The sequence below is a fragment of the Pseudomonas sp. SORGH_AS_0211 genome (genome assembly GCF_031453455.1).
GTDB classification, from domain to species: Bacteria; Pseudomonadota; Gammaproteobacteria; order Pseudomonadales; family Pseudomonadaceae; genus Chryseomonas; species Chryseomonas aestiva.
Window position 1 is genome coordinate 2,122,613 of sequence record NZ_JAVIZV010000001.1, and the last position, 25,469, is coordinate 2,148,081.

Genomic DNA, 25,469 nt, shown 5'->3' on the forward strand with positions numbered 1-25,469 from the left:
AAAAGGCCCTGCATTCTAGCAGAGCCTTGTGACCGGGTTAACCGCGCTCCGGCTGAAAGCGGACGACGAAGCCCTTGACGCCATTCTGCTTGTTGAGCTGGTCGCGCAGGCGATCCGCCTCGCTGCGCTCTATCACCGGCCCGACGAAGACGCGATTCATGCCGTCGGCGGTCCGTATATAGGCGTTGTAGCCCTGGCTGCGCAGCTTGGCCTGGAGCGCATCGGCGCTGGGGCGGGACGACAGGCTGGCGAGCTGGACCGACCAGCTGTTGGGCAGATTGGCTGCGCCCAGGCGCGAATCCGGCTTGGCCGCGGGTGCCGGGGCAGCCGCAGGTGCCGCCGGAGCGCTGGCGACCGGTGCGCTGGCGGCAGGCGCCTTGGCGACCGGCGCGGCAGGCTGGGATGGCGCCGGCGCGGGGCTCACCGGCGCATTCTGCGTCGGCGCCTGGCCGGAGGTGCCGGCGATCGGCGTCTGAGGTTTGCCGAGGGGCTTGGCCGGCTCGTCCGGCACCACTACCACCGGCGGCGCCTCGGGTGTCTGCACCGGCTGCACCTCGGTACTGGGCATCGTGGGTGCGGCCGGCTGGGCCGGCGCCTCGACCGCCACCTTGCGGGCATCGTCCTGGCGATTGAAGAGCATGGGGACGAAGATGATGATCAGCGCCAGCAGCACCAGCGCACCGATGACTCTTTGCTTGAGCATGGGTTATGCCTCCGCGGATTCGGATGGGGAAGAGAGCTGCGCGAGGACCTCGGCGACACTGTAGAAGGAGCCGAACACCACCACCTCGTCGTCAGCCGCACTGGCGGCCAGTTGCGCCTCGAAGGCGGCCAGCAGCGAGGCATGGGCCTCGGCGCGCGCACCGCGCGCCGCCAGGAGAGCGGCCACCTCGGCACCTTCGCGACTGCGCGGGGTCGGCAGGCTCGCCACTGCCCAGCTGGCGAACAGGCTTTCCAGGGGCGCCAGGATGCCGTCCAGGTCCTTGTCGGCCAGGACGCCGAACACCGCGCGCCGTACGCCGGCGACCGGTTTCATCGCCAGGCGGCGGGCCAGGTATTCGGCGGCATGGGGATTATGGGCCACGTCCAGCAGGACGCTGCGCCTCTGCCCTGCCCGCTCGACCTGACGGCGATCGAGCCGGCCGGTCATACGCGTGGCCTGGAGCGCCGCCGCGATCTGCTGCGGCAGCCAGGGTTGTTCGAGTAACGCGTAGGCCTGCAAGGCCAGGGCGGCATTTTCCATGGGCAGATCGAGCAGCGGCAGGCCCGGCAGCGCCAGGTCGTTGCCCTGGGCATCACGCCCACGCCAGAACCAGCCGGCACTCTCGATGCGCAGATCGAAGGCTTCGCCGCGCAGCAGCAAGGGCGCGCCCAGGCGCTCGGCGGCGTCGGTCAGCGGCGCGGGTGGCTCCAGATCGCCACAGAGGGCCGGCTTGCCGGCGCGGAAGATTCCGGCCTTTTCCACGGCGACGCTGTCGCGGGTATCGCCCAGCCATTCGGCATGATCCAGGCCGATGCTGGTGACCAGCGCCAGATCGGCATCGATCAGGTTGACCGCATCCAGGCGTCCGCCCAGACCGACCTCAAGGACGGCGACATCCAGCCGGGCACGCTCGAACAGCCAGAAGGCGGCCAGGGTACCCACTTCGAAATAGGTCAGGCTGATCTCGCCACGGGCGGCTTCCACCGCGGCGAAGGCGGTGCAGAGATCGCTATCGCTGGCGAGGGTGCCGTCCACGTCGACGCGCTCGTTGTAGCGCACCAGGTGCGGCGAGGCATAGACGCCCACCCGCTGCCCGCTGGCGCGCAGCAGGCTGGCGAGAAAGGCGCAGGTGGAGCCCTTGCCGTTGGTGCCGGTCACGGTCACCACCCGCGGCGCCGGCCGGGTCAGGCCCAGCCGCTGCGCGACCTCGCGCACCCGGTCCAGGCCCATGTCGATCGCCGACGGATGCAGCTGCTCGAGATAGGCCAACCATTGCGCGAGGCTGCGCGAAGCCATCAGGCCGCCGGGACCGGCTGGTGCTGGAAGGTCGCCAGCAGACGCGCCAGGCGATCACGCAATTCCTTGCGCGAGACGATGAGGTCGACGGCGCCGTGATCCAGCAGGAACTCGCTGCGCTGGAAGCCTTCCGGCAGCTTTTCGCGCACGGTCTGTTCGATCACGCGCGGACCGGCGAAGCCGATCAGCGCCTTGGGCTCGGCGACGATGACGTCGCCCAGCATCGCCAGACTGGCGGAGACCCCACCATAGACCGGATCGGTCAGCACCGAGATGAAGGGGATGCCCTCTTCACGCAGACGCGCCAGCACCGCGGAGGTCTTGGCCATCTGCATCAGGGAGATCAGGGCTTCCTGCATCCGCGCACCGCCCGAGGCGGAGAAGCAGACCAGCGGGCAGCGCTCTTCCAGGGCCACGTTGGCCGCGCGGACGAAACGCTCGCCGACCACGGCACCCATGGAGCCGCCCATGAAGGAGAATTCGAAGGCGCAGACCGCCACCGGCATGCCCTTGAGGGTGCCGCGCATGGAGATCAGCGCGTCCTTTTCGCCGGTTTCCTTTTGCGCCGCGGTGAAACGGTCCTTGTATTTCTTGCTGTCGCGGAATTTCAGGCGATCCACCGGCTCCAGCTCGGTACCCAGCTCTTCACGACCCTCGGCGTCGAGGAAGATGTCCAGGCGGCGCCGCGCGTTGATGCGCATGTGGTGACCGCACTTGAGGCACACGTCCAGATTCTTTTCCAGCTCCGGACGGTAGAGGACCGCTTCGCAGGCCGGACACTTGTGCCAAAGACCTTCCGGCACCGAACTGCGCTTCACCTCGGACCGCATGATGGAAGGAATCAGTTTGTCGACCAGCCAATTGCTCATGCATCTCTCTCCACTTGCATGGGCTCCCAGCGTGGCCTGGGCCACGCCTTCCTTGAGCATCTGTAATAGGTTCGGCAGCGCCCGCTGTATCCCGGGCCACTACCCTCTTGTCGCATGCCGGCCCCCGGGGAGCCGGACGTCAGACCCACCCAGGGCGGGTCTGCTTGAATATGTCGCAGGTGTGGACGGCAACCACCCGACGAGGGTCACATCAGGCGATCGGCGCACCCCGCACGGCCGCCACGAAACGGGCGATCTCGGCGGCATCCTTGATGCCCTTGGCCTGCTCCACGCCGCCACTCACGTCCACCCCATAGGGCCGGGACGCGGCGATGGCCGTGGCCACGTTATCCGCCTCGAGTCCACCCGCCACGATCAGTGGCAGCGACAGATCCCGCGGCACCCGGGTCCAGTCGAAGGCCTGACCGGTGCCCCCGGGCACGCCGGCCACATAGGTGTCGAGCAACAGCCCGCGGGCGCCGGCATAGTCCCGCGCGATGGCGGCGAGGTCGATGTCCTCGCGCATGCGCAGGGCCTTGATATAGGGACGGCGGTAACGGGCGCACTGCGCCGGCGACTCGTCGCCATGGAATTGCAGGAGATCCAGGGGCACGGCGTCGAGTGTCTCCTCGATCTCGCAGGGCGAGGCGTCGACGAACAGCCCGACACTGGTCACGAAGGGTGGCAGGGCCGCCACGATCTGGCGGGCCTGGGCAGCGCTGACCGCCCGCGGGCTGCGCGCATAGAACACCAGGCCGATGGCATCGGCGCCGGCAGCCGCCGCGGCCCGTGCATCCTCGACCCGGGTGATCCCGCAGATCTTCACTCGAACGTTAGCCAAACCGGAATGACCTCGTTCCAAATCGATGGATGTTAGCAGACCACCCGCGCAGCGTCAGCCTTGGGGGTCATCCAGCTCGGGGATATGCCCCAGGAACAGCGGACCCAGCGGCCGCTTCGGCACAGGTGTGCTCTCGGGATACTCGGCGTCCACCAGGTAGAGGCCATAGGGATGGGCGGTGACGCCCCCCAGCCGTCGCTCTCGCGCGGCGAGGACTTCGCTCACCCACTCCACCGGCCGCTCGCCACAGCCCACCGCCATCAGCACCCCGGCGATGTTGCGCACCATGTGGTGCAGGAAGGCGTTGGCGCGGATGTCGAGGACGATCAGCCGTCCGCTCTGCCAGAGACGCAGATGATGGATGGTCTTGATCGCCGACTTCGCCTGGCAGGCCTTGGCCCGGAAGGAGGTGAAATCATGGGTACCGAGCAGCACCTGGGCCGCCTCGCGCATCGGCTCGATCCGCAGCGGACGGTGATTCCAGGTGACCTCCTCCGCCAGGTGCGCGGGTCGGATGGGATCGTTGTAGATCACATAGCGGTAGCGCCGCGCCATGGCGCTGAAGCGGGCATGGAATTCGTTGCTGACCGGCTTGACCCAGGTCACGCTGATATCCGACGGCAGATTGGCATTGGTGCCCATCACCCAGGCCTTGAGCGGCCGTGCGACGGGTGACTCGAAATGCACCACCTGGCCGGTGGCGTGCACCCCGCAATCGGTACGCCCGGCGCAATGCAGCGCGATGGGCGCCGCGGCAACCTCGGACAGGGCGTCTTCCAGGGTCTCCTGCACGGAGCGCACACCCGGCTGCTGGCGCTGCCAGCCGCGATAGCGGGCGCCCTTGTACTCGACGCCCAGGGCGATGCGCTGCGGTGGAACGATGATCGTGGGGTCTAGAAAATCCAAGACGACGGCCAGGCAAAAAAAAGGGGAGGCAGCTTATAGCGCCTCCCCTCCTCTGCCAAGTCCGGCCGCGGTCAGCTGAGCTGGGCGATGATCTCCCGGGCTTCCTGCTGCTGCCCGGCATTCCCCTCGGCAATCACTTCGTCGAGGATGTCCCGGGCACCTTCCGGATCGCCCATGTCGATGTAGGCGCGCGCCAGATCCAGCTTGGTGGCGGTTTCATCTTCGCCGGACAGGAAGTCGAAGTCGTCCAGACCGTCGCCACCCGCCGTGCCACTGGTGGTCTCCGCATCGAACTGGCGCGAGGCCTCCTGCAGGCGGGCGGCGAATTCCTCGTCGCTTTCGCGCTTGGGCGCCGGTTGCTCGTCGTCGAAGTCGGACAGATCGAAACTCGCGGGCAGCTCGGTGTCGGCCGCCGGCGGCGTGGGCGCATCCAGTGGCTCGTCGAAGGCCGAAGCCGCACTGGAACCCGCGACCGGCTCGTCGTGCGCCAGGTCGCCCTGCCGCTCGAATTCGCTGAAGTCCAGGGCGAAGTCATCGTCCTTGCCAGCCGGAGTCGGCGCAGGCGTGGCAGCAGGTTCGGCATCGAAATTGAGATCGAAGTCGAAATCGTCGCGCGGGTCGGCAGCCTTGGCCTGGGCATCGGCGAAGGCTTCGCCGAACAAGGGCTCCTCCGCCGGACCGGCAGGCTGATGGCCCTGGGTGTCCTCGGTGCCGAAGTCATCCAGGGACAGGTCGAAGTCCTGGCTGTCCTCGGTAGCCGTGAAGCCCTGGTTGCGGGATTGCTCCTCGCTCAGTTCGTGGGCGGCGGCCAGCGCGGCGGCCCCGACCGCAGCCGAGGCGACCGCGACGGTGGCCATGGCCGGATAGCGCGACTTCAGGTGCTCCACCGCCGGCTGGGCGCCGCCGATCTCCTTGAGTTCGCGCTCTTCACGCTGGAAGCCGTCCTTGTCGCCCATCTCGGCATAGACTTCCATGAGCTTGAGGCGCAGATCGGCGCGATGGGGCTCCTGGTCGCTGGCCTTCTTGAGCACCTCGGCCGCCTGGCTGAAGCGGCCATAGGCCATGTAGATGTCGGCCTGACCCAGGGCATCGTCCTGGGCGTCGGCGTCACGCGCCGCATCCTGACCGCCCTGGTTCAGTTCCAGCCCGGCGAGGGCGTGGTGATCGCCGAGCTCGGGATCGGCGTCGAACACGGTATCGGTGCGCGCGGCTTCGGCGTCGCGCTCACGCTCGGCCTCCTTCACCGCATTGCGGCGCGAGTTGATCATCAGCAGGACCAGCAGCGCCAGCAGGGCGCTGCCGCCGATGATGCCGAGCCAGAGGGGATTGCTGAGGATCTCGTCGAGGAAACTGTTGGTGGCCTCGGTCGGCTCGGTCGCCGGGGTGCTCGGCGTGACCGGGATGACCTTGGGCTCGCTGGCCGCGGGCGGCGCCGAGCCGGTACCCGCTTCACTGGCCGGCGACGGGGTGGTGGGTGCAGAGGCGTCGACCGGCGGGACCGGCGCGGCGGCGGTCGCTTCCTGGGGCGTAGGCGCGGGGGTGTTCTCGGCCGGCGCAGGCGTCACCGGAGCCGCCGCTTCGGGCGTCGCCGGCGGCTGGGCCGGCTGACCCGCGGCCTGAGGATTGGCCATGTTGGCCTGCATCCGCGCCAGCTGGGCGTCCTTGAGCTGCATGATCTTCTGCAGCTTGTCGAGCTGCGATTGCAGATCGCCCAGACGACTCTTGAGTTCTTCGTTCTCGCGGCGGGTGGTGTCCAGGCTTTCCTGGGTCACCGCCAGGCGATCGGCCAGGGACTGATCACCACCCTTGCCACCGGCGGATTCGCCCGCGCGGCCGGCAGGCTGACCGGAGAGTAGCTTGAGATTGTCCTTGGGTGCGGCGGGTGCCGGCGCCTCGTTGCCGCTCGACTGGGCGGAGGCGTCCACCTGCCGGCGCGGCGTACCGGCGGGTGCGTCGGTGCCACCCTGCTTCCAGGCACGGGTCTGGCGGGCGATCTCGGCCACCGCCTCGCGCTGGGGACGCGTTCCGGCCTGGGCCTGATCGGGCAGGCGCAGCACCTGGCCGCTCTTCATCAGGTTGATGTTGCGATCAATGAAGGCGTCGGGATTCAGATCCTGGATCGCCAGCATGGTCTGGTCGACGGTGACGCTGGCGGCCGGGCGATTGCGCGCCGCCACTTCCCAGAGGGTATCGCGCCGCTCGGTGGTGTAGGTGCCCGGTGTCTGGGTCGCGCTCGGTGCTGGCGCGGCAGGCGGCGTGGCCGGACGCGGTGCGCTCGGCGTGTTGGCGCGCGCTCGCGGCGTGGCCGGCACCTGGGGCGCGAACGGCGCTGCCGCAGCCTGCGGGGTATAGAGCGGCGGATCCAGCAGCACGGTGTACTCGCGCAGGATCCGGCCACTCGGCCAGTTCACTTCCAGCAGGAAGTTGAGATAGGGCTCGCGCACCGGACGCGCCGAGGTCACGCGGATGACGGTGCGCCCGTTGCGCACCTCCGGGGTGAACTTGAGATCGTTGAGAAAGAAGGCACGGTCGACACCGGCCTTGCCGAAATCCTCGACGGACGCCAGATTGGGGCGCAACTCGGCGGTACCGAGGTCACGCAGGTCCGACAGATCGATGGTGGCATCGAAGGGCTGATTGAGGGCCGAATTGAGGTGGATCTCCCCCAGGCTGAGGGCCTGGGCCGCGCCAGACATCAAGGCGCTCGCCGCTGCAATTGCCCGCACCAGTTTCTGAACTCGAACCATGACCGTCCCTTTTTAGAAGCTGTCGATCGCGCCACCGTGCGGGCGCCTGTGTCCATCGCTGCGTGCCACGTCCACTGCCCTTTTGCTCAAGCCAAAAGAGCGAAGCATTTCACGAAGTATCTTTTAGGCCGACTGTTTAAGCAACAATTCGGCCAGCTGAACGGCCGTCAGTGCCGATAATCTGACATTGTCCGCCACCAGCCAGCATTCCAGCCGTCGGGCATCCCGCGGATGCAGCCTCACCCGTCCCACCAGCACCTCTTCCCGGCCCAGGGCATCACCCACGGCAGACGGGCAATCGAGTTCTTCGTCGAGCGCCAGGCCCGGCTCGTCACCCAGGGCCTCCCGCACCTGCTCCAGCTGCCAGGGCGCCTGGGCCCTCAGGCTGAGCGCCAGGCTGTCGCCAAAGAACACTGGCGCCTGCACGGCAGTGACGTCCAGCACCGGCAAGCGCGCTCCCAGCACCTGCTGACATTCGTCCAGCAAACGATGTTCCTGGGCAGTATAGCCATCCGCTGTCGCTGCGCCGGTGCGACCGAGCAGATTGAAGGCCAGCTGTCCTTCGAACAGCCGCGCCTCGACCGGTCGACCGTTGAGCAATTCAGTGGCCTGCCGCGCCAATTCCTCGACGCCACCACGGCCGGCGCCGGAGGCGGCCAGGCACGCCGTCAGGGAAGCATCATGGAGTGTATTCAAGCGAGCGAGCACGGCTGCCACGCTGGCGGCCGCCTGGGCGGCTGCCAGGGGAACACCGAGCCAGGCGGCGGCCGGGAGCTGGTCGAGGCAGTCGCCATTGATGCGTGGCAGCACCGACAGCGCGGCCGAGGCGCCGCTGAGATCGAGCACGGCGCAACCGGCAGCGACCAGTTGCGGCCGCAGGGTCTCGACCACGGCGGCCGGCGCGGCCAGGATGACGATGCCGACCTGGGCGAAATCGAAGCTGTCGAGGCCGGTGACGCGCAGATTGCTGCCTCGGAAGGGCAGATTCTGCCCCGCCGACTCACCGCTGGCGAGCAGGTGCAGGCGCCCGAGGGGCACGTCGCGTTCGTCGAGGAGTTCGCGAATGGCTTCGCCGTAGGCACTGGTGGCACCGACGAGGGCGATATCTCTGGCAGTCATGATAGGACGGTCCGCAACGAAAGAGGGCCGCACTTTACTGGCGGCCCTCCTCTATAGGCAAACGTTTAGCCGTCGGCTCACTGCTCCAGCAGGATCCGCAGCATGCGGCGCAGCGGCTCCGCGGCGCCCCACAGCAGCTGGTCGCCCACGGTGAAGGCGCCCAGGTACTGGGAACCCATGTTCAGCTTGCGCAGCCGGCCGACCGGTACGCTCAGGGTGCCGGTGACGGCAGCCGGGGTCAGGTCGCGCATGCTGACCTCGCGGTTGTTCGGCACCAGCTTGACCCAGGGATTGTGCTGGCTGATCAGACCGTGGATGTCGGACAGCGGCACGTCCTTGTTCAGCTTGATGGTCAGCGCCTGGCTGTGGCAGCGCATGGCGCCGATGCGCACGCAGATGCCATCCACCGGGATGGGATTCTTGAAGCGACCGAGGATCTTGTTGGTCTCGGCCTGGGCCTTCCACTCCTCGCGGCTCTGGCCGTTGGGCAGTTCCTTGTCGATCCAGGGGATCAGGCTGCCGGCCAGGGGGACGCCGAACTGCTCGGTGGGGAAGGCTTCGCTGCGCAGGGTCTCGGCGACCTGGCGGTCGATGTCGAGGATGGCGCTGGCGGGATCGGCCAGGCTGTCGGCCACGGCGGCGTGGGTCGCACCCATCTGGCGGATCAGCTCGCGCATGTTCTGGGCACCGGCGCCGGAGGCGGCCTGGTAGGTCATGGCGCTCATCCAGTCCACCAGGCCGGCTTCGAACAGCCCGCCCAGGGCCATCAGCATCAGGCTGACGGTGCAGTTGCCGCCGATGAAGTCCTTGCGGCCATCGGCCAGGGCCTGGTCGATGACGCGGCGATTGACCGGGTCCAGCACGATGACGGCGTCATCCTGCATGCGCAGGCTGGAGGCCGCGTCGATCCAGTAGCCTTTCCAGCCGGCCTGGCGCAGCTTGGGGAACACCTCGCTGGTGTAGTCGCCGCCCTGGCAGGTGAGGATGACGTCGAGGGTCTTGAGCTCGTCGATGCTGTAGGCATCCTTGAGCGGCGCCACGCCCTTGCCGATGGCCGGGCCTTCGCCGCCAACGTTGGAGGTGGTGAAGAAAACGGGCTCGATCAAGTCGAAATCCCGTTCTTCGAGCATGCGCTGCATGAGCACGGAGCCCACCATGCCACGCCAACCGATCAGACCTACACGTTTCATCGCTACTGCACCTTTATTGTCTTGAGGACGGCCGCCTCCCCCGGCGGCCGATCAGATTAACGCCTTGCGAGGGCGGCGACCACTGCTTCGCCCATCTCGCGGGTACCGACCCGCTGCTTGCCTTCCGACCAGATGTCGCCGGTCCGCAGGCCCCGGTCCAGCACCTGGCCCACCGCCGCCTCGATGGCCTCGGCCGCCGCGGCAGCGCCAAAGGTGTACCTGAGCATCATGGCCACCGAGAGGATGGTCGCGAGGGGATTGGCCACGCCCTGGCCGGCGATGTCGGGTGCCGAGCCGTGGCAGGGTTCGTACATGCCCTTGTTGTGGGCATCCAGGGACGCCGAGGGCAGCATGCCGATGGAACCGGTCAGCATCGAAGCTTCGTCGGAGAGGATGTCGCCGAACATGTTGTCGGTGACGATGACATCGAACTGCTTGGGTGCGCGGACCAGCTGCATGGCGGCGTTGTCGACGTACATGTGGCTGAGTTCGATGTCCGGATAGTCCTTGGCCACCTCCTCCACCACCTCGCGCCACAGGCGGCTGGACTCGAGGACGTTGGCCTTGTCCACCGAGCACAGCTTGCGGCCACGCAGACGGGCCATGTCGAAGCCGACGCGAGCGATGCGACGGATCTCGCCTTCGCTGTACGGCAGGGTATCGAAGGCCAGGCGCTCGCCGTTCTCCAGCACCCGGGTCTCGCGCGGCGAGCCGAAGTAGATGCCGCCGGTCAGTTCGCGGACGATGAGGATGTCTAGGCCGGAGACCACTTCCGGCTTGAGGGTCGAGGCCTCGGCCAGTTGCGGATAGAGGATGGCCGGACGCAGGTTGCCGAACAGCCCCAGGGCGGAACGGATCTTCAGCAGACCGCGCTCGGGACGGATGTCGCGCTCGAGCCTGTCCCACTTGGGACCACCCACGGCGCCCAGCAGCACGGCGTCGGCGGCACGGGCACGCTCCAGGGTCTCATCGGCCAGGGGCACGCCATAGCGGTCGATGGCGGCGCCACCCAGGTCGTCATGGACCAGTTCGAAGCCGAGGTCATGGTCGCGGTTGACCGCTTCCAGCACCTTGACCGCCTCGGCCATGATTTCCGGACCGATGCCGTCGCCCGGCAGGATGAAGATCTGCTTGCTCATTGTCTTTTCCTGTCTCAAATCAGATGGGCTGGGCCCAGAGAACCATGACGTCGACGGTGAAGGAGCCGTCGCGGTCGATTTCGAAATACTGCCGCACTTCCTGGCCGATCTTGCTCTGCAGGCTGCGGATGGCCTGGCACTGGGGCTCGGGGGTACGCATGCGCGCGGTCCAGCTGGCGAAGTCCAGGCGCAGGCGCTGGCGGCGGCAGCGGGTCACGCCCAGACGCGCCATGTCCAGCAGGCGATGCCACTCGGCGAAGGAATAGTCACGCACGTGGCTGATGTCGCGCAGGATCTCCACCGTCTGCAGATAGGTATCCAGACGCGGATTGGCCGGCGAGATCACGTCGATGATGGCCATCTCGCCGCCATGGCGCAGCACCCGGCGCACTTCGCGCAGGGCCGCGCCGATGTCGCGCCAGTGGTGCGCCGAATAGCGGCTGAAGACGAAGTCGAAGCTGGCATCACCGAAGGGCAGGTGCTCGGCCATGCCGGGCTGGACGCTGATGTTGTCCAGGCCCTGCTCGGCCGCGCTGCGCTTGACCACCGAGAGCATTTCCTCGGCCAGATCCAGGGCGATCACCTGCCCGGCCACCGGCGCCACGTTGTAGCTGACGTGACCGCCACCGCAACCGAGATCCAGCACCTTGGCGCCTTCCCGCTGGGCCACGGCGTCGCGCAGTTCGGCGAGCTCGGCGCCCTGGGCATGGACGGCGCTGGTCAGATAGGCCTCGGCGGTGGCGCCGAATTGCTGCTGTACGTGTTGCTCGTGGTCACCGCTCATGGAGCCTCCGGAAAGAGCGCCGGCCTCGCGGGCCGGCGACTGGGTTCAGGCGCTGGGGAACATCCAGGGACTGCTCTGGCGATAGCGGGCTTCGAAACTCCCGATGGCGTCGGCATCCTGCAGGGTCAGGCCGATGTCGTCCAGGCCGTTGAGCAGGCAGTGCTTGCGGAAGGCATCGATCTCGAAGGACAGCGCCACGCCATCGGGACGGCGCACGGTCTGGCTCTCGAGATCGACCACCAGCTGGTAGCCCTCGGCGGCTTCGACCTGGCGGAACAGCTCGTCGACGTCCGCATCGCTGAGGATGATCGGCAACAGACCGTTCTTGAAGCTGTTGTTGAAGAAGATGTCGGCGAAGCTCGGCGCGATCACCGAGCGGAAGCCGTAGCCATCCAGGGCCCAGGGCGCGTGTTCGCGGCTGGAACCGCAGCCGAAGTTCTCGCGCGCCAGGAGGATGCTGGCGCCCTGGTAGCGCGGCTGGTTGAGCACGAACTCGGGGTTCAGCGGACGCTTGCTGTTGTCCTGGCCAGGCTGGCCGACGTCCAGGTAGCGCCATTCGTCGAACAGGTTCGGGCCGAAGCCGGTGCGCTTGATCGACTTGAGGAATTGCTTGGGAATGATCTGGTCGGTGTCGACGTTGGCGCGATCCAGGGGTGCGACCAAACCGGTGTGCTGGGTAAAGGCTTGCATGGTCAGGCTCCTCAGGCGTTGGCGAAGTCGCGGACGTCGACGAAACGACCGGCGATGGCGGCAGCGGCGGCCATCGCCGGGCTCACCAGGTGGGTACGGCCACCGGCACCCTGGCGGCCCTCGAAGTTGCGGTTGGAGGTGGAGGCGCAATGCTCGCCACTCTCCAGGCGGTCGGCGTTCATCGCCAGGCACATGGAGCAGCCCGGCTCACGCCATTCGAAACCGGCTTCGATGAACACCTTGTCCAGGCCTTCGCGCTCGGCTTGCGCCTTGACCAGGCCGGAGCCCGGCACCACCAGTGCCTGCTTGAGGGTGGCGGCGACCTTGCGGCCCTTGGCCACGGCGGCGGCGGCGCGCAGGTCCTCGATGCGGGAGTTGGTGCAGGAGCCGATGAAGACGCGGTCCAGCACGATGTCGGTGATCGGCTGGTTGGCCTTCAGGCCCATGTACTTCAGGGCGCGCTCGATGGAGCCGCGCTTGACCGGATCGGCTTCGCGAGCCGGGTCCGGCACCTGCTGGTCGACGGCCAGGACCATCTCCGGCGAGGTGCCCCAGCTGACCTGCGGCTTGAGCTGGGTGGCGTCGAGTTCGACCACGGTGTCGAATTGGGCGTCGGCATCGGACACCAGGCCGCGCCACTGGGCAACCGCGGCCTCCCAGACGGCACCGGTGGGCGCGAAGGGACGACCCTCGACGTAGTCGATGGTGGTCTGGTCCACCGCCACCATGCCGACCCGGGCACCGGCTTCGATGGACATGTTGCAGATGGTCATGCGGCCTTCCATGGACAGGGCGCGGATGGCGCTGCCGGCGAATTCGATGGCATGGCCGTTACCGCCGGCGGTGCCGATCTTGCCGATCACCGCGAGGACGATGTCCTTGGCGGTGACGCCGAAGGGCAACTCACCCTTCACCTTCACCAACATGTTCTTCATCTTCTTGGCCACCAGGCACTGGGTGGCGAGCACGTGCTCGACCTCGGAGGTGCCGATGCCATGGGCCAGGGCACCGAAGGCGCCGTTGGTGGAGGTGTGGGAGTCACCGCAGACCACGGTCATGCCGGGCAGCACGGCGCCCTGCTCCGGGCCGATCACGTGGACGATGCCCTGGCGGACGTCGTTCATCTTGAACTGGGTGACGCCGAAGTCGTCGCAGTTCTCGTCCAGGGTGCGGACCTGGATGCGCGAGATCTCGTCCTTGATGGAATCGAGGCCTTCCTTGCGATCGGGGGTGGTCGGCACGTTGTGATCGGGCGTTGCCAAGTTGGCGTCCAGACGCCAGGGCTTGCGGCCGGCCAGACGCAGGCCTTCGAAGGCCTGGGGCGAGGTCACTTCGTGGATGATGTGGCGGTCGATGTAGAGCAGCGCGGAACCGTCGTCGCGCTGCTTGACCAGATGCATATCCCAGAGTTTGTCGTAGAGCGTCTTGCCAGCCATGGGTGGATTCCTCATCAGGCGTGGAACGGCACGGGCCTTTGCATGCCCTTGGTGCTTGTGGGGTCAAAGATACCGCGCTAGGCTCGCATGAAACAAATTCATCTTTTTCATGAAGCGCATAACAAACAGGAATTCGACGTCTTGGACCTCGCCAATCTGAACGCCTTTGTCGCGGTGGCCGAAACCGGCGGCTTCTCCGACGCTGGCGAGCGCCTGCACCTGACCCAGCCGGCGGTGAGCAAGCGCATCGCGGCCCTGGAGCTGCAGCTGGGGCTGCGACTGTTCGATCGCATCGGGCGCGAGGTCAGCCTGACCGAGGCGGGACGCGCCCTGCTCCCCCGCGCCTATCAGATTCTAGACGTGATCGATGACACCCGGCGGGCGCTGACCAATCTCAATGGTGCCATCGGTGGCCGGCTGACGCTGGCGACCAGTCACCACATCGGCCTGCACCGGTTGCCGCCGATCCTCAGGCGCTTCACCCGGGACTATCCCGACGTCGCCCTGGATATCCGCTTTCTCGATTCGGAAGCCGCCTACGACGAAATCCTGCATGGGCGGGTGGAGCTGGCCATCATCACCCTGGCGCCCCAGACCGCGGCGCCGATCAAGGCGGTGCCGGTGTGGAGCGATCCGCTGGATTTCGTGGCGGCGCCCGAACATCCGCTGGCGAACCAGGCGGAGGTCACCCTGGCCGATGTGGCGCGGCATCCGGCGGTGTTTCCCGGCGGCAATACCTTTACCCGGCTGATCGTGCATGGATTGTTCGATGCCCAGGGGCTGATACCCAATATCGCCATGAGCACCAACTACCTGGAGACCATCAAGATGCTGGTGTCCATCGGCCTGGCCTGGAGCGTGCTGCCGCGGACCCTGCTGGACGATCAGGTACGCCGGCTGCCGCTGCCGGGGATTCAGTTGGAGCGGCGCCTGGGGTACATCCTGCATACCGAGCGCACCCATTCGAATGCGGCGCAGGCGTTCATGGGATTGCTGGATGAGGTGGAGCGGGAGTAGCGGGTTCGGGGTATGCCTGTTGATTAGGCAGGCGTTTCCGACATCGTTATCGCGGCCATGGCCGCGATAACGATGTTCGACGGCAGCCCTATCCCTTCTTGAGCTTTTTCAGGCGCTTCTTCGACTTGTCGATGACTTCCTTGCGCTCGCGGTCCTTCAGCTCCTTCCAGCCCTTGATCTCTGAGCGTTTGCGGCCACATCCCTGGCAGACTTCGTCCTTGATCTTGCACTGGCTGATGCAGGGACTTTCGACCTTACCCACGGCAACCTCGGAAATGAAAAAGGCCCTGCAGTATAACCACTGCAGGGCCCTGTCCAGCGCCATCCGGCAGGATGGCGGGCTATGGGGGCGATTTAGAAAACCGCTTGAACCTTCAGGCCGCCCACCACGGCATTGTCAACTTCACGCACGCCACCCGGACTCTTGATGTACTGGAGGTTGGGGCGCACGGTCAGCCAGTTGGTCACGTGCACGCCGTAGTAGAGCTCGGCGTCGTACTCGTTGTGCTGCAGGGGCGTGTAGGCCGGATCATCGTAGTCGGTGGCACCGGCGGCCTGGTTGAGGGCGCGCTGGTTGTCGCGGAAGTCGCTGTTGGTGCTGATGCGCGCGACGCCGAAGCCGATGTCGTCCTTGGGACGGCCATCGAAGGGGCCCTTGTACACCAGGCCGGCCTGGACGTAGTTGCTGACCTTGTTGACGTCCTTGGCATGGGCGGTGAAGTTGGCGAACACCGACAGGCCGCGGCTCGGATCATCGTTGTGCGCGGTGATCTGTTGACGCGCCACGACCCAGTAGCCGTGCTTGCTGGAGTGCTCCTTGTAATCCAGCCCGGTGAGGGCGGCGGAGTTGCCGTTGACGTCTTCGTAGACGTCGTTGGCATCGGCGGTGCTGTAGTAGTAGCCGACGCGGTATTCGCCCGGCAGGCCGTTGACCTTGGGCGACCAGACCATTTCCACCGGCAGGACCGCACCCTTGGTACCGCTGCCGTTGAGCTTGAAGCCGTTGCCGGTTTCCAGCAGCGACGGATTCTGCTCGTAGGCACCGACCTGGACGAACAGCTCGGGGGTCAGGCTGTACTTGACGCGCAGGGCCCACTGGCTGACCGGCCAGTTGTACCAGACGCCTTCCCAGTTACCGACCTGGGAACCGCAGAACGCCAGGTTCTGGAAGTCGCACTCGAAGGAGTTGAAGTCCTCGCCTTCGCCGAAGCGACCGGCCTTGATGTCCAGACGGCCATCAAAGAAGCCCTTGGACAGCCACAGTTGGGTCAGACGCCAGGTCTGGCCACGGCCATAGACTTCCTGCACCGAGGAGTAGCCGCCGACGCGCGGATCGGTGATGCGGTCGTCGGTCAGGTTGCGGCCGTCACGGGAGGTGATGGCCAGCTTGAACACCGAGTTTTCCCAGCCGGCAATCTTGTTCATGTCGCCCCAGAGGCCGAACATGTACTGGGAGCTCCAGCGCCCGGTGCGATCGTCGTCGTAGCCGCCACGCAGGTTGGTCGCGCCTTCGCCGACGTATTCGAGCTTGATGTCCCAGCCCTTGTCGCGCAGGTCCTTGCGCACGCCACCCCAGTCACCGGTCATGGTGTTGCCCAGCGGCTCGAAGGCGGCCTCGGTGTTGTTGACGCCACTGAAGTTGCCACCCGGGTTGGCCTGGGGCGCCGCCTGGGCACCCGCGGCGACCGCCAGGGCCAGCAGCGACACGAGGGGCAGTGCGCGCCCCGGACGATTCTTGTGGTTTTGCTTGTTCATTACTGAGATCCCTTTTTATTGAAGTGATGACACCCAGGGCCCGAAACCCGCGTCTCTAATACTTACGGCAGGACGTTGAGGACTTCGTAACAGGCACCCATGGTGTGGTAGTCGACCTTGCCGGCCGGACTCTTGTCGTCGGAGTACTTGTGGTTCCGACGGTCGAGCAGGCGCCACCACGCACCGTGCTCGTGATCGATGAAATGCGTCCAGCTGTAGCGCCAGAGCGCCTCATAGTGTTCCCAGTAGCGGGCGTTGCCACTGCGCTCCGCGAGCAACGCGGCGGCGGCCAGGGCCTCGGCCTGCACCCAGAAGTACTTGTCCGGATCGCAGGGTGAGCCATCCGGGGCGAAGCCGTAGTAGAGACCGCCGTGCTCGCCATCCCAGCTCAGGCGCCAGGAGACATCGAACAGCGCCTGGGCCCGCGGCAGCAACCAGGGCTGGGGGCGATGGCGCTCGAGGATCAGCAGCAGCTTGGCCCATTCGATCTGGTGCCCCGGCTGGAAACCCCAGGGCCGGAACAGGTTGGCCGGATCGTCGCGGTTGTAGTCCCAGTCGATGGACCAGTCGCTGTGGTAGTGCTCCCAGACCAGGCCACCGGGGACCTCGTCGGCCACCCCGCCCTGCCCCTGGGTCAGCGCCGCCTGACGCTGGGTCATGTTGCGCGCCAGGGTCTCGGCGCGATCCAGGTAGCGCACCTCGCCGCTGGCTTCGAAGGCGGCCAGCAAGGCTTCGCAGGCGTGCATGTTGGCGTTCTGGCCGCGATACGGCGCCACGGTCTGCCAGTCGGCGCTGATCTCGTCGACATAGAGGCCATCGGCTTCACGCCAGAAATGGGTCTCCAGGGATTCCCAGGCTTCGCTCAGCCAGTTGCGCGCTTCCTGGATGCCCGCCTGCAGGCCGTGGGCGTAGGCCAGCACCACGAAGGCCAAGCCATAGCAGTGATTGGTGCCATCCACCACTTTGTCGCCGTCGAGCAGCCAGGCATAGCCACCGTTGGCCTGGCGATGCCGCTCGCGCAGGTATCTCAGGCCATGGCGGGTCGCTTCCAGAAAGGCCGGATCGCCATAGTGACGGTAGGCCATGGCGAAATCGAAGACGAAGCGGGTGCTGGAGACCAGGTGGCGGGTCTGGCGATCGTAGACCGTGCCGTCGTCCTTGAAGAAATGATAGAAGCCGCCCTGCGGATCGACACAGCGGGGATGGTAGAACGCCAGGGTGTGGCGGACGTGCTCCAGCAGGGTGTCGCGACGACGAAAATCGGGGAAGTCCATCGGGTTTCCTTGGCGTCTATTGTTGTTGTGGGAAAGCGCTCTAGTGGGGACTCACCTGCAGCAGGGCTTCGACATCGGCACGGGTCGGCGCATAGGCGCCGGCATGGCGGCAGGACACCGAGGCACTGGCCGCGGCGAATCTCAGGCGCTGCTGCAGATCGGTCAGGCCCAGCAGGCCGGCGGCCAGCCAGCCGGCCATGCAGGCGTCACCGGCACCCACGGTGTCGGCCACGTCCACGGCGATGGCGGCCTGTTGCCACTCGCCTTCCGGCGTATAGAGCACCAGGCCGTGCTCGCCGCGGGTGAAGAGGATGCGGGCATGGGGATTGAGGGCGCGCAATTCGTCCAGCGCGGCGCGCTCGTCCAGGCCCGGATAGATCTGGCGGATGTCTTCGTCGGACAGCTTGATGTCGTCGGCCAGGCGCACCAGCTCAGGGAAGGTCTGCTGGCGATAGCGATCGTCCATCAGGTTGCGCCAGTTGGGATCGTAGCTCAGGCGCTTGCCAGCGGCCTTGGCCTGGCGGGCCAGGTCCAGCAGGGTGTCGGCCAGCGGATAACGAGCCAGGCTGATGCAGCTGAAATGGCAGACCTCGGCGGCCTCCAGCCAGCCTTCGGGCAGCAGCGCCGGGTCGAACTGGAGATCGGCTTCGCCGGCGAAGAAATAGCGCGGCGGACGGCTCGACGGCACGATGGCCACCAGCGGATCGGCGGCGACGCGCTGCAGGAAGCGGGTATCGAGGCCGGCGGTTTCCGACTGCCAGGCGATCTCGTCACCCAGACCGTCCTGGCTGATGGCGCCGCCGAAGGCGCTTGCCACGCCCAGCCGTGCCAGGCCACGCGCCACGTTCCAGGGAGCACCGCCCGGATAACCCCGCCATTCGCCAGGATTACCCTGGACGATGTCGGTGAGGGCTTCGCCAAAGACCACGACGCGGGGTAGTGCCATTGTTGTTCTCCTGTCTGTCACGGCGGCCGGAGATGCACTCCTGGCCTCTGGTAGGGCCGCGACCCGACGTCAGGCGCGGCGGCGGGCGGACCTTACCATTGCTGTAACGTTTCAGCCATGAGCTACGTTCAAGAAAGTCGGCGACCGCTCGCAGGATCGAACAGCACCGCCCGTCGCGAATCGATCCGCCACAGCACCTGGTCGCCGGCCCGCGGCGCTTCGCCCGGAGCGACCCGGCAGCAGACCTTGGTGCCGTTCCATTCGGCATACAGCAGGGTGTCGGGACCGGTCGGCTCGACCACCTGGACCCGCGTCAGGATGCCTGGCACCGCGTTGTCCGCCGGATGCGCCGACTGGATCTGCTCCGGACGCACCCCAAGGATAGCCTCTCGGCCCGCGAGCGCCGGATCCAGATCGGGCAAATCCACCTGGCTGTCGCCGGTATCGCCGGTGACGCGGGCGACCACCCTGCCCTCGCGCGCTTCCAGACGCACCGGCACGAAGTTCATCGGCGGCGAGCCGATGAAGCTGGCGACGAAGAGATTGGCCGGATCGTTGTAGATCTCCTCCGGAGTACCGAACTGCTGCACCTCGCCATCCTTCATCACCGCGACCCGATCGCCCAGGGTCATGGCTTCGATCTGGTCGTGGGTAACGTAGACGGTGGTGGTCTGCAGGCGCTGGTGCATCAGCTTGATCTCGGTGCGCATCTCCACCCGCAGCTTGGCGTCGAGGTTGGACAGCGGCTCGTCGAACAGATAGAGCTTGGGCCGGCGCGCCAGGGCGCGACCCATGGCCACCCGCTGCTGCTGGCCACCGGAGAGCTGCGCCGGCTTGCGCTCGAGCAGGTGCTCGATCTGCAGCAGCTTGCTGACCCGCGCCACCTCGGCGTCGATCTGCTCCCTGGGCGTCTTGCGGATCTTCAGGCCGAAGGCGATGTTCTCGCGCACGGTCATGGTCGGATACAGGGCGTAGGACTGGAACACCATGGCGATGTCCCGGTCCTTGGGCTCGACCTGGGTGACGTCCTCGCCGTCCAGGCAGATGGCGCCGCTGCTGATGTCTTCCAGGCCAGCGATGGCGTTCATCAGGGTGGATTTGCCACAGCCGGAGGGGCCCACCAGGATGAGGAACTGACCCGCGTCGATGCGGATGTCGATGCCCTTGAGGGCTTCCTGGGCGGCGTTGCCGTAGGTCTTGCGTACGCTTTTGAGTTCGAGAGCTGCCATGGTGGCCTTCCTTATCCTTTGACCACGCCCGAGGTCAGGCCCCGGACGAAATACTTGCCAGCGAAGATGTAGACCAGCAGCGTCGGCAGCGCGGCGATCATGGCGGCGGCCATGTCGACGTTGTATTCCTTCGCGCCGGTGCTGGTGTTGACCAGGTTGTTCAGGGCCACGGTGATGGGCTGCGACGAGCCGCTGGCGAACACCACGCCGAACAGGAAGTCGTTCCATACCTGGGTGAACTGCCAGATCAGGCTGACCATCACGATCGGCGTGGACAGCGGCAGCAGGATCTTGAAGAAGATGGTGAAGAAGCCCGCCCCGTCCAACCGCGCCGCCTTGATCAGGGCATCGGGGATGCCCACGTAGTAGTTGCGGAAGAACAGCGTGGTGAAGGCCAGGCCGTAGATCACGTGCACCAGCACTAGGCCGGCGGTGGTGTTGGCCAGGCCCAGCTGGCCGAGGGTGAAGGACATCGGCAGCAGGATCACCTGGAAGGGAATGAAGCAGCCGAACAGCAGCAGGCTGAACAGCAGATTCGAACCGCGGAACTGCCACTTCGACAGGGCGTAGCCGTTGAGCGCGCCGATGAAGGTGGAGATGAGCACCGCCGGGACGGTGATCATGAAGGAGTTCCAGAAGTAGCTGTGCACCACGTCCCAGGCCTTGAGCCAGCCGATGATCGTCCAGTCCAGGGGCAGGCTCAGCAGGTTGCCGGTGCGGACGTCGTCCGGGGTCTTGAAGCTGGTCAGCAGCATCACCAGCAGCGGCACCAGATAGACCGCGCAGGCGATGATCAGGGTAGCGTGGATGGCCACGCGATTGACGTTCAGAGCCTTAGCCATTTCGCTTGCTCCGCAATTCCGAGTAGAGGTAGGGCACCAGCACCGCCAGCACCGCGCCGAGCATCAGCACCGCACTGGCCGAACCCAGGCCCATCTGGCCGCGGGTGAAGGTGTGCTGGTACATGAACACCGCCGGCAGGTCCGAGGCGTAGCCGGGACCGCCCGCGGTCATGGCCATGACTAGGTCGAAGCTCTTGATGGCGATGTGGGCGAGGATCATCACCGCGCTGAAGAACACCGGCCGCAGGCTGGGCAGGACGATGCGCAGGTAGATGGTCGGCAGCCCTGCCCCGTCGACCTGGGCGGCTCTCAGAATGGAGGAATCCACGCCGCGCAGACCGGCGAGGAACATGGCCATGACGAAGCCCGAGGCCTGCCAGAGGGCGGCGATCAGCAGGCAGTAGATGACCCGGTCGGGATCCACCAGCCAGTCGAAGCGAAAGCCTTCCCAGCCCCAGTCGCGCAACAGCTTGTCCAGCCCCATGCCGGGGTTGAGCAGCCATTTCCAGGCGGTGCCGGTGACGATCATCGACAGCGCCATGGGATAGAGGTAGATGGTGCGGATGAAGCCTTCGCGGCGGATGCGCTGGTCCAGCAGGATGGCGAAGAAGACTCCGATGGCCAGGCTCAACAGGATGAACAGGCCACCGAAGATCGCCAGGTTCTTGCAGGCCACCAGCCAGCGATCGTTTTCCATGAGTCGCGCGTACTGGGCGAAGCCGGCGAAGTTGTAGCTGGGCAGGAAGCGCGAGTTGGTAAAGGAGATCACCGCCGTCCAGAGCATGTAGCCATAGAGGCAGACAACCATGGCGATGGCCGTGGGCGCCAGCACCAGCTTGGGCAGCAGGCGCTGCAGCCGGTCCGGGCGTCGACTGACGGTCGCGACGGGAAGGGTTTCGGTAAGAGCCATGGGGCGCTCCCAAGGGGTGGTATTATCTTGGCGTCAGGTAGCTGGATGATCGCGGCCATGGGCCGCTCCTACAGCTCGATCAGGCGTCTGCAGGAGCGGCCGCAGCGGCGGACCGCCATGGTCGCGATTGACCTTACTTGGCGGCCTGGATGGCAGCGACCAGTTGCTCGGTGGCCTTCTTCGGATCGGCGTTGGCGTCGTTGAAGAAGTTGGTCACCACGTCGAAGATCGCACCCTGCACATAGCTGGTGTTGGCCATGCTGTGCGCCATGCTCGGCTCGGCCTTGCCATCGGCATTGGCCGCCTGGAAGTCCTTGGCGGACTGCTGGGCGCAGCTGTCGAACTTGGCCAGGTCGATGTCGTTACGCACCGGGATGGAGCCCTTGTTGAGGTTGAATACCTCCTGGAAGGGCTTGTCGATGACGGTGCGCACCAGGTCGTCCTGGGCCTTCTGGTTGTCCTTGTTCTTGATCTTGAACATGGCCAGGGAGTCGATGTTGTAGATGAAGTCGCCCTGGGTGCCCGGCATCACCACGCACTCGTAGTCGACGCCCGGCTTCTTGCCGGCGGCGGTGAATTCGGCCTTGGCCCAGTCGCCCATGATCTGCATGCCCGCCTTGCCCTCGATGACCATGGCGGTGGCCAGGTTCCAGTCGCGACCGGCGGCATTGGGATCGACATAGCCCTTGATGCGCTTGAAGGTCTTGAACACCTCGACCATCTTGTCGCTGCGGATGGTGTCGGCATCGGTCTGCACGAAGACCTTGTCGTAGCCTTCCGGACCCATGATAGCCATGACCAGGGATTCGAAGATGGTGCCGTCCTGCCAGTTCTGGCCACCATGGGCCAGGGGCACGACGCCGGCGGCCTTGAGCTTGTCGGCGGCCTCGAAGAATTCGTCCAGGGTGGTGGGGACCTTGGCGCCGGCCTTCTTGAAGACGGCGGGGTTGATCCACAGCCAGTTGATGCGGTGGATGCCGGCCGGCACGGCGACGTACTCGCCATCGTGCTGCATGGTCTGGGCCACGCGCTTGGGCAGGATGGTGTCCCAGTTGCCCTGCTTGGCGATGTCGCTGATGTCAGCCAGGAAGCCCATGCTGGCCCATTCCTGGATGTCGGGGCCTTTCAGCTGGGCGGCGGATGGCGGATTGCCGGAGACGGCGCGGGTCTTGAGCACGGTCATGGCGGCCTCGCCGGCGCCACCGGCCACGGCGAAGTCCTTCCAGGTATCGCCCTGCTTCTGCATCAGTTGCTTGAGGACATCGACGGCGCGAGCCTCGCCACCGGAGGTCCACCAGTGCAGCACCTCGACCTCACCGGCATGGGCGGTCAGGGGGGCGGCGAGCGCGGCGCAGGAAAGGGAAACGGCGAGAGCGAGACGATTCAACGCATTCATGAGAGGGTCGTTCCTTGTTGTTTTTTTATTGGAGCTGGGCCAAGTCTAGTCAGACGACTGCGGCCGTGGGTAACGAAGGGAAGGAGTTTTGTCACGGACTGGTGACATAGCGGAAGCCAGACGCCTAGCTGCGCGGCAGGGTCAGGGTGACCCGCAGACCGCCCTCGCGGCGATTGCGCAGCTCCACTTCGCCACCATGGGCGTGAGCCAGGTTGCGGGCGATGCCCAGGCCCAGGCCGTAGCCATGGCGGTCGGTGGCCAGGCGGACATGGGGCTGGAACACCTGCTCCAGTTCCTGCTCCGGCACCCCCGGCCCTTCGTCGTCGACGTGCAGGACGAAGGCATGGCCGTCGTCTTCCACCTGCAGGTGGGCGCGATAGCCATACTTGAGGGCGTTGTCCAGCAGATTGCCGATGCAGCGCTTGAGCGCCAGTGGCTTGCCCAGCAGGGTACCCCGGGCTTCTCCGGTGAGGCGCACCCGCGGGGGCTGCTCCTGGGTGAAGGGCTCCACCAGCTGTTCCAGCAGTGCCTGCAGGTCGACCGGTTCCAGGTTCTCGTGGATGTCGGTGTCCTTGACGCACTGCAGGGCACCCTTGACCAGCAGATCCAGCTCGTCGAGATCGCGCACCAGCTTGGCCTGCATCACCTCGTCGTCCACCAGCTCGGCGCGCAGGCGCAGCCGGGTGATGGGGGTACGCAGATCGTGGGAGATGGCGCTGAACAGCTGGGCGCGCTCGTCCAGGTAGCGGGCGATGCGTTCGCGCATGGCATTGAAGGCGCGGGTGACCTCGCGGATCTCCTGGGCGCCCTCCTCGCGCACCGGCGGCGTATGGACCTCCAGCGAAAGCTCCCGCGCGGCACGCGACAGCCGTTTGAGCGGACGACTCTGCCAGCGGATCAGCAGGCCGATGAACAGCAGCAGGAAGGCGCTGCTGAAGACCATGAACAGCAGCTGCTGCAAGGGCAGCCAGGACTCGTCCAGGCTGTAGTAAGGCGCTGGCATCAGCGTGGCCAGGTACACCCACTCCCCTTCGCCGATGCGGATCTGGGTCACCAGCACCGGCGGCTCCAGCGGCTCCAGACTCAGGGCATAGTGCGCCCAGGAGCGCGGCAGTTCGTCGAGCGCCACGGCGCCGTTGAACAGCCGCAGCTGCTGGGGACCGATGAATTCCACATACATGGGCATGGCCGCGCCCAGGCGCTCGCGCAGCACCGCCTCGACCCCCTGGAGCACCGCCCGGCGGCCGGGGGTGTCCGGCAGCGCCTGCATCGTCAGCGGTTTTTCGTTGAGTGAGACGAAGAAGCGCGTGCCGCCCATGTTGCGCAACTGCTCCAGCACCAGTGGCCGATAGGCCGGCGGCAGCAGGCTGAAATAGCGCACGCTGGCGGCGATGGAATAGCCCAGGCTGCGGGCGGCGGTCTGCAGGCCCTGGTTGCGGTCGCTGCGCAGGGACGCCGACCAGAACAGCGCCGAGGCGCCCTGGGCCAGGAGCACCGCCAGCAGGGTCAGCAGCAGCATCCGCGCCAGCAGGGAGCGTGGCACCAGCCGCACGAGCGGACCGCTACACCGCATCGGCGACCAGTCCGCAGACCTCGGCGGCGAGCAGGTAGCCGGAACCGCGCACGGTGCGGATCAGCCGCGGCGACTTGCCGGTGTCTCTCAGCCGTTGACGCAGGCGACTGACCGCCATGTCGACGATGCGCTCCAGCGGCAGCACCTCGCGGCCGCGGGTGGCATTGGCGATGGTGTCGCGATCGAGGATCTGCTGGGGATGGTCGAGAAACAGCTTGAGCAGGGTGAAATCGGCGCCGGAGAGGATCACTTCCTCGCCATCGCGATGGAACAGCCGGTGACTGACCGGATCCAGGCGCCAGTCGTCGAAGGTCAGCAGACCGGTGGCCGCCGGGCGCGTCTCGCCGAAGCCGGCACGGCGCAGCAGCGCCTTGATGCGCGCCAGCAGTTCGCGCGGGCTGAAGGGCTTGCCTAGGTAGTCGTCGGCGCCCAGTTCCAGGCCGATGACCCGATCCGCCTCGTCGGAACTGGCGGTGAGCATGATGATGGGGACCTGGCGGCAACTGGACTGCTCGCGCATCCAGCGGCAGAGGGCGAAGCCGTCTTCGCCGGGGAGCATGACGTCGAGGATCAGCAGATCGGGGACGAAGTCGCCCAGCGCCCGGCGCAATTCGCGGCCATCGCCGACGGCGCGCACCAGATAGCCGGCACGGGTGAGGTAGGCGTCGAGCAGCTCACGGATTTCCCCGTCGTCGTCGACGACCAGGAGGGATTTGCCCAGGGTGGACATGGCGATGTTCGCTCTTGTTGTTCTGGCCAGGGGCCAGCTACCGGTAGTGCCGGCAGCATACCGGGGCCGGGCGACCT

General features: G+C 66.5%; 23 protein-coding genes. 1 reads left to right on the forward strand and 22 read right to left on the reverse strand.

Translation table 11 applies throughout. The annotated features are described in order from the left end of the window. Nucleotides 1-37 precede the first annotated feature (37 nt). The 12 genes from QE393_RS09910 to leuC form a co-directional block, all read right to left on the reverse strand. Nucleotides 38-703: an SPOR domain-containing protein gene (locus tag QE393_RS09910; RefSeq protein ID WP_310043236.1), complete on the reverse strand. Its 666-nt coding sequence runs from the start codon at nt 701-703 to the stop codon at nt 38-40. Between the two features lie 3 nt (nt 704-706). Then, nucleotides 707-1,999 carry a bifunctional tetrahydrofolate synthase/dihydrofolate synthase gene (gene folC, locus QE393_RS09915; protein WP_310043237.1) on the reverse strand — a complete coding sequence of 431 codons (1,293 nt, stop codon included), beginning with the start codon at nt 1,997-1,999 and terminating at the stop codon, nt 707-709. Next, a complete protein-coding gene (gene accD / locus QE393_RS09920) occupies nt 1,999-2,868 on the reverse strand; it encodes an acetyl-CoA carboxylase, carboxyltransferase subunit beta (protein WP_183629741.1) in 870 nt (289 codons plus the stop codon). Before accD ends, folC begins: the two co-directional genes overlap by 1 nt. A gap of 211 nt (nt 2,869-3,079) precedes the next feature. Continuing rightward, a complete protein-coding gene (locus QE393_RS09925) occupies nt 3,080-3,709 on the reverse strand; it encodes a phosphoribosylanthranilate isomerase (protein WP_310043239.1) in 630 nt (209 codons plus the stop codon). 54 nt (nt 3,710-3,763) lie between these two features. Beyond that, on the reverse strand, nt 3,764-4,615 hold the full coding sequence (gene truA / locus QE393_RS09930; protein WP_017641294.1) for a tRNA pseudouridine(38-40) synthase TruA: 852 nt from the start codon (nt 4,613-4,615) through the stop codon (nt 3,764-3,766). Between the two features lie 71 nt (nt 4,616-4,686). Continuing rightward, the gene (locus QE393_RS09935; RefSeq protein ID WP_405046241.1) at nt 4,687-7,311 is read right to left on the reverse strand and encodes a FimV/HubP family polar landmark protein; all 2,625 of its coding nucleotides are present in this window, start codon (nt 7,309-7,311) and stop codon (nt 4,687-4,689) included. Nucleotides 7,312-7,485: 174 nt separating this feature from the next. Beyond that, entirely contained in the window at nt 7,486-8,481 is a 996-nt protein-coding gene (locus tag QE393_RS09940) for an aspartate-semialdehyde dehydrogenase (protein WP_310043243.1), read from the reverse strand. Nucleotides 8,482-8,558: 77 nt separating this feature from the next. After that, nucleotides 8,559-9,671 carry an aspartate-semialdehyde dehydrogenase gene (asd, locus tag QE393_RS09945; RefSeq protein WP_133860861.1) on the reverse strand — a complete coding sequence of 371 codons (1,113 nt, stop codon included), beginning with the start codon at nt 9,669-9,671 and terminating at the stop codon, nt 8,559-8,561. Between the two features lie 56 nt (nt 9,672-9,727). Continuing rightward, nucleotides 9,728-10,810 (reverse strand): 3-isopropylmalate dehydrogenase, encoded by a 1,083-nt coding sequence (gene leuB, locus QE393_RS09950; protein WP_310043244.1) that lies wholly within the window; start codon nt 10,808-10,810, stop codon nt 9,728-9,730. Between the two features lie 19 nt (nt 10,811-10,829). Then, nucleotides 10,830-11,594 (reverse strand): methyltransferase domain-containing protein, encoded by a 765-nt coding sequence (locus QE393_RS09955; protein WP_310043245.1) that lies wholly within the window; start codon nt 11,592-11,594, stop codon nt 10,830-10,832. 45 nt (nt 11,595-11,639) lie between these two features. Next, nucleotides 11,640-12,284, reverse strand: a complete 645-nt coding sequence (leuD, locus tag QE393_RS09960; RefSeq protein ID WP_310043247.1) for a 3-isopropylmalate dehydratase small subunit — start codon at nt 12,282-12,284, stop codon at nt 11,640-11,642. An 11-nt stretch (nt 12,285-12,295) separates the two neighbouring features. Next, a complete protein-coding gene (gene leuC, locus QE393_RS09965; RefSeq protein WP_310043248.1) occupies nt 12,296-13,720 on the reverse strand; it encodes a 3-isopropylmalate dehydratase large subunit in 1,425 nt (474 codons plus the stop codon). 141 nt (nt 13,721-13,861) lie between these two features. Between leuC and QE393_RS09970 the strand changes: the two genes are divergently transcribed. Continuing rightward, the gene (locus QE393_RS09970) at nt 13,862-14,737 is read left to right on the forward strand and encodes a LysR family transcriptional regulator (protein WP_273806209.1); all 876 of its coding nucleotides are present in this window, start codon (nt 13,862-13,864) and stop codon (nt 14,735-14,737) included. 88 nt (nt 14,738-14,825) lie between these two features. On the opposite strand, the gene QE393_RS09975 is transcribed toward QE393_RS09970, so the two are convergent. From QE393_RS09975 to QE393_RS10020, 10 genes are all read right to left on the reverse strand, one after another. Beyond that, the gene (locus tag QE393_RS09975) at nt 14,826-14,999 is read right to left on the reverse strand and encodes a DUF1289 domain-containing protein (protein WP_183629732.1); all 174 of its coding nucleotides are present in this window, start codon (nt 14,997-14,999) and stop codon (nt 14,826-14,828) included. A gap of 92 nt (nt 15,000-15,091) precedes the next feature. Further along, nucleotides 15,092-16,492 carry a carbohydrate porin gene (locus QE393_RS09980; protein ID WP_273806208.1) on the reverse strand — a complete coding sequence of 467 codons (1,401 nt, stop codon included), beginning with the start codon at nt 16,490-16,492 and terminating at the stop codon, nt 15,092-15,094. A gap of 62 nt (nt 16,493-16,554) precedes the next feature. Next, on the reverse strand, nt 16,555-17,766 hold the full coding sequence (locus tag QE393_RS09985; protein ID WP_273806207.1) for an AGE family epimerase/isomerase: 1,212 nt from the start codon (nt 17,764-17,766) through the stop codon (nt 16,555-16,557). Between the two features lie 40 nt (nt 17,767-17,806). Further along, the gene (locus QE393_RS09990; protein ID WP_310043250.1) at nt 17,807-18,712 is read right to left on the reverse strand and encodes a carbohydrate kinase; all 906 of its coding nucleotides are present in this window, start codon (nt 18,710-18,712) and stop codon (nt 17,807-17,809) included. Between the two features lie 128 nt (nt 18,713-18,840). Then, nucleotides 18,841-19,941: an ABC transporter ATP-binding protein gene (locus QE393_RS09995; protein WP_273806205.1), complete on the reverse strand. Its 1,101-nt coding sequence runs from the start codon at nt 19,939-19,941 to the stop codon at nt 18,841-18,843. Nucleotides 19,942-19,952: 11 nt separating this feature from the next. Continuing rightward, complete coding sequence (locus QE393_RS10000) at nt 19,953-20,783, reverse strand: carbohydrate ABC transporter permease (RefSeq protein WP_007158674.1); 831 nt, start codon at nt 20,781-20,783, stop codon at nt 19,953-19,955. Then, on the reverse strand, nt 20,776-21,693 hold the full coding sequence (locus QE393_RS10005; RefSeq protein WP_058792075.1) for a carbohydrate ABC transporter permease: 918 nt from the start codon (nt 21,691-21,693) through the stop codon (nt 20,776-20,778). Before QE393_RS10005 ends, QE393_RS10000 begins: the two co-directional genes overlap by 8 nt. Before the next feature lie 133 nt (nt 21,694-21,826). Further along, on the reverse strand, nt 21,827-23,089 hold the full coding sequence (locus QE393_RS10010; RefSeq protein WP_273806204.1) for an ABC transporter substrate-binding protein: 1,263 nt from the start codon (nt 23,087-23,089) through the stop codon (nt 21,827-21,829). 124 nt (nt 23,090-23,213) lie between these two features. Beyond that, nucleotides 23,214-24,662, reverse strand: a complete 1,449-nt coding sequence (locus QE393_RS10015) for an ATP-binding protein (RefSeq protein ID WP_273806203.1) — start codon at nt 24,660-24,662, stop codon at nt 23,214-23,216. Further along, entirely contained in the window at nt 24,652-25,392 is a 741-nt protein-coding gene (locus tag QE393_RS10020) for a response regulator (protein WP_273806202.1), read from the reverse strand. Before QE393_RS10020 ends, QE393_RS10015 begins: the two co-directional genes overlap by 11 nt. Nucleotides 25,393-25,469 lie beyond the last annotated feature (77 nt).

Bases quoted from the DNA above. Each gene is read 5' to 3' on its own strand.
- QE393_RS09910 (WP_310043236.1), bottom strand. From the start codon at position 703: ATGCTCAAGCAAAGAGTCATCGGTGCGCTGGTGCTGCTGGCGCTGATC.
- folC (WP_310043237.1), bottom strand. From the start codon at position 1,999: ATGGCTTCGCGCAGCCTCGCGCAATGGTTGGCCTATCTCGAGCAGCTG.
- accD (WP_183629741.1), bottom strand. From the start codon at position 2,868: ATGAGCAATTGGCTGGTCGACAAACTGATTCCTTCCATCATGCGGTCC.
- QE393_RS09935 (WP_405046241.1), bottom strand. From the start codon at position 7,311: ATGTCTGGCGCGGCCCAGGCCCTCAGCCTGGGGGAGATCCACCTCAAT.
- QE393_RS09940 (WP_310043243.1), bottom strand. From the start codon at position 8,481: ATGACTGCCAGAGATATCGCCCTCGTCGGTGCCACCAGTGCCTACGGC.
- asd (WP_133860861.1), bottom strand. From the start codon at position 9,671: ATGAAACGTGTAGGTCTGATCGGTTGGCGTGGCATGGTGGGCTCCGTG.
- leuB (WP_310043244.1), bottom strand. From the start codon at position 10,810: ATGAGCAAGCAGATCTTCATCCTGCCGGGCGACGGCATCGGTCCGGAA.
- QE393_RS09955 (WP_310043245.1), bottom strand. From the start codon at position 11,594: ATGAGCGGTGACCACGAGCAACACGTACAGCAGCAATTCGGCGCCACC.
- leuD (WP_310043247.1), bottom strand. From the start codon at position 12,284: ATGCAAGCCTTTACCCAGCACACCGGTTTGGTCGCACCCCTGGATCGC.
- leuC (WP_310043248.1), bottom strand. From the start codon at position 13,720: ATGGCTGGCAAGACGCTCTACGACAAACTCTGGGATATGCATCTGGTC.
- QE393_RS09980 (WP_273806208.1), bottom strand. From the start codon at position 16,492: ATGAACAAGCAAAACCACAAGAATCGTCCGGGGCGCGCACTGCCCCTC.
- QE393_RS09985 (WP_273806207.1), bottom strand. From the start codon at position 17,766: ATGGACTTCCCCGATTTTCGTCGTCGCGACACCCTGCTGGAGCACGTC.
- QE393_RS09990 (WP_310043250.1), bottom strand. From the start codon at position 18,712: ATGGCACTACCCCGCGTCGTGGTCTTTGGCGAAGCCCTCACCGACATC.
- QE393_RS09995 (WP_273806205.1), bottom strand. From the start codon at position 19,941: ATGGCAGCTCTCGAACTCAAAAGCGTACGCAAGACCTACGGCAACGCC.
- QE393_RS10000 (WP_007158674.1), bottom strand. From the start codon at position 20,783: ATGGCTAAGGCTCTGAACGTCAATCGCGTGGCCATCCACGCTACCCTG.
- QE393_RS10005 (WP_058792075.1), bottom strand. From the start codon at position 21,693: ATGGCTCTTACCGAAACCCTTCCCGTCGCGACCGTCAGTCGACGCCCG.
- QE393_RS10010 (WP_273806204.1), bottom strand. From the start codon at position 23,089: ATGAATGCGTTGAATCGTCTCGCTCTCGCCGTTTCCCTTTCCTGCGCC.
- QE393_RS10015 (WP_273806203.1), bottom strand. From the start codon at position 24,662: ATGCGGTGTAGCGGTCCGCTCGTGCGGCTGGTGCCACGCTCCCTGCTG.
- QE393_RS10020 (WP_273806202.1), bottom strand. From the start codon at position 25,392: ATGTCCACCCTGGGCAAATCCCTCCTGGTCGTCGACGACGACGGGGAA.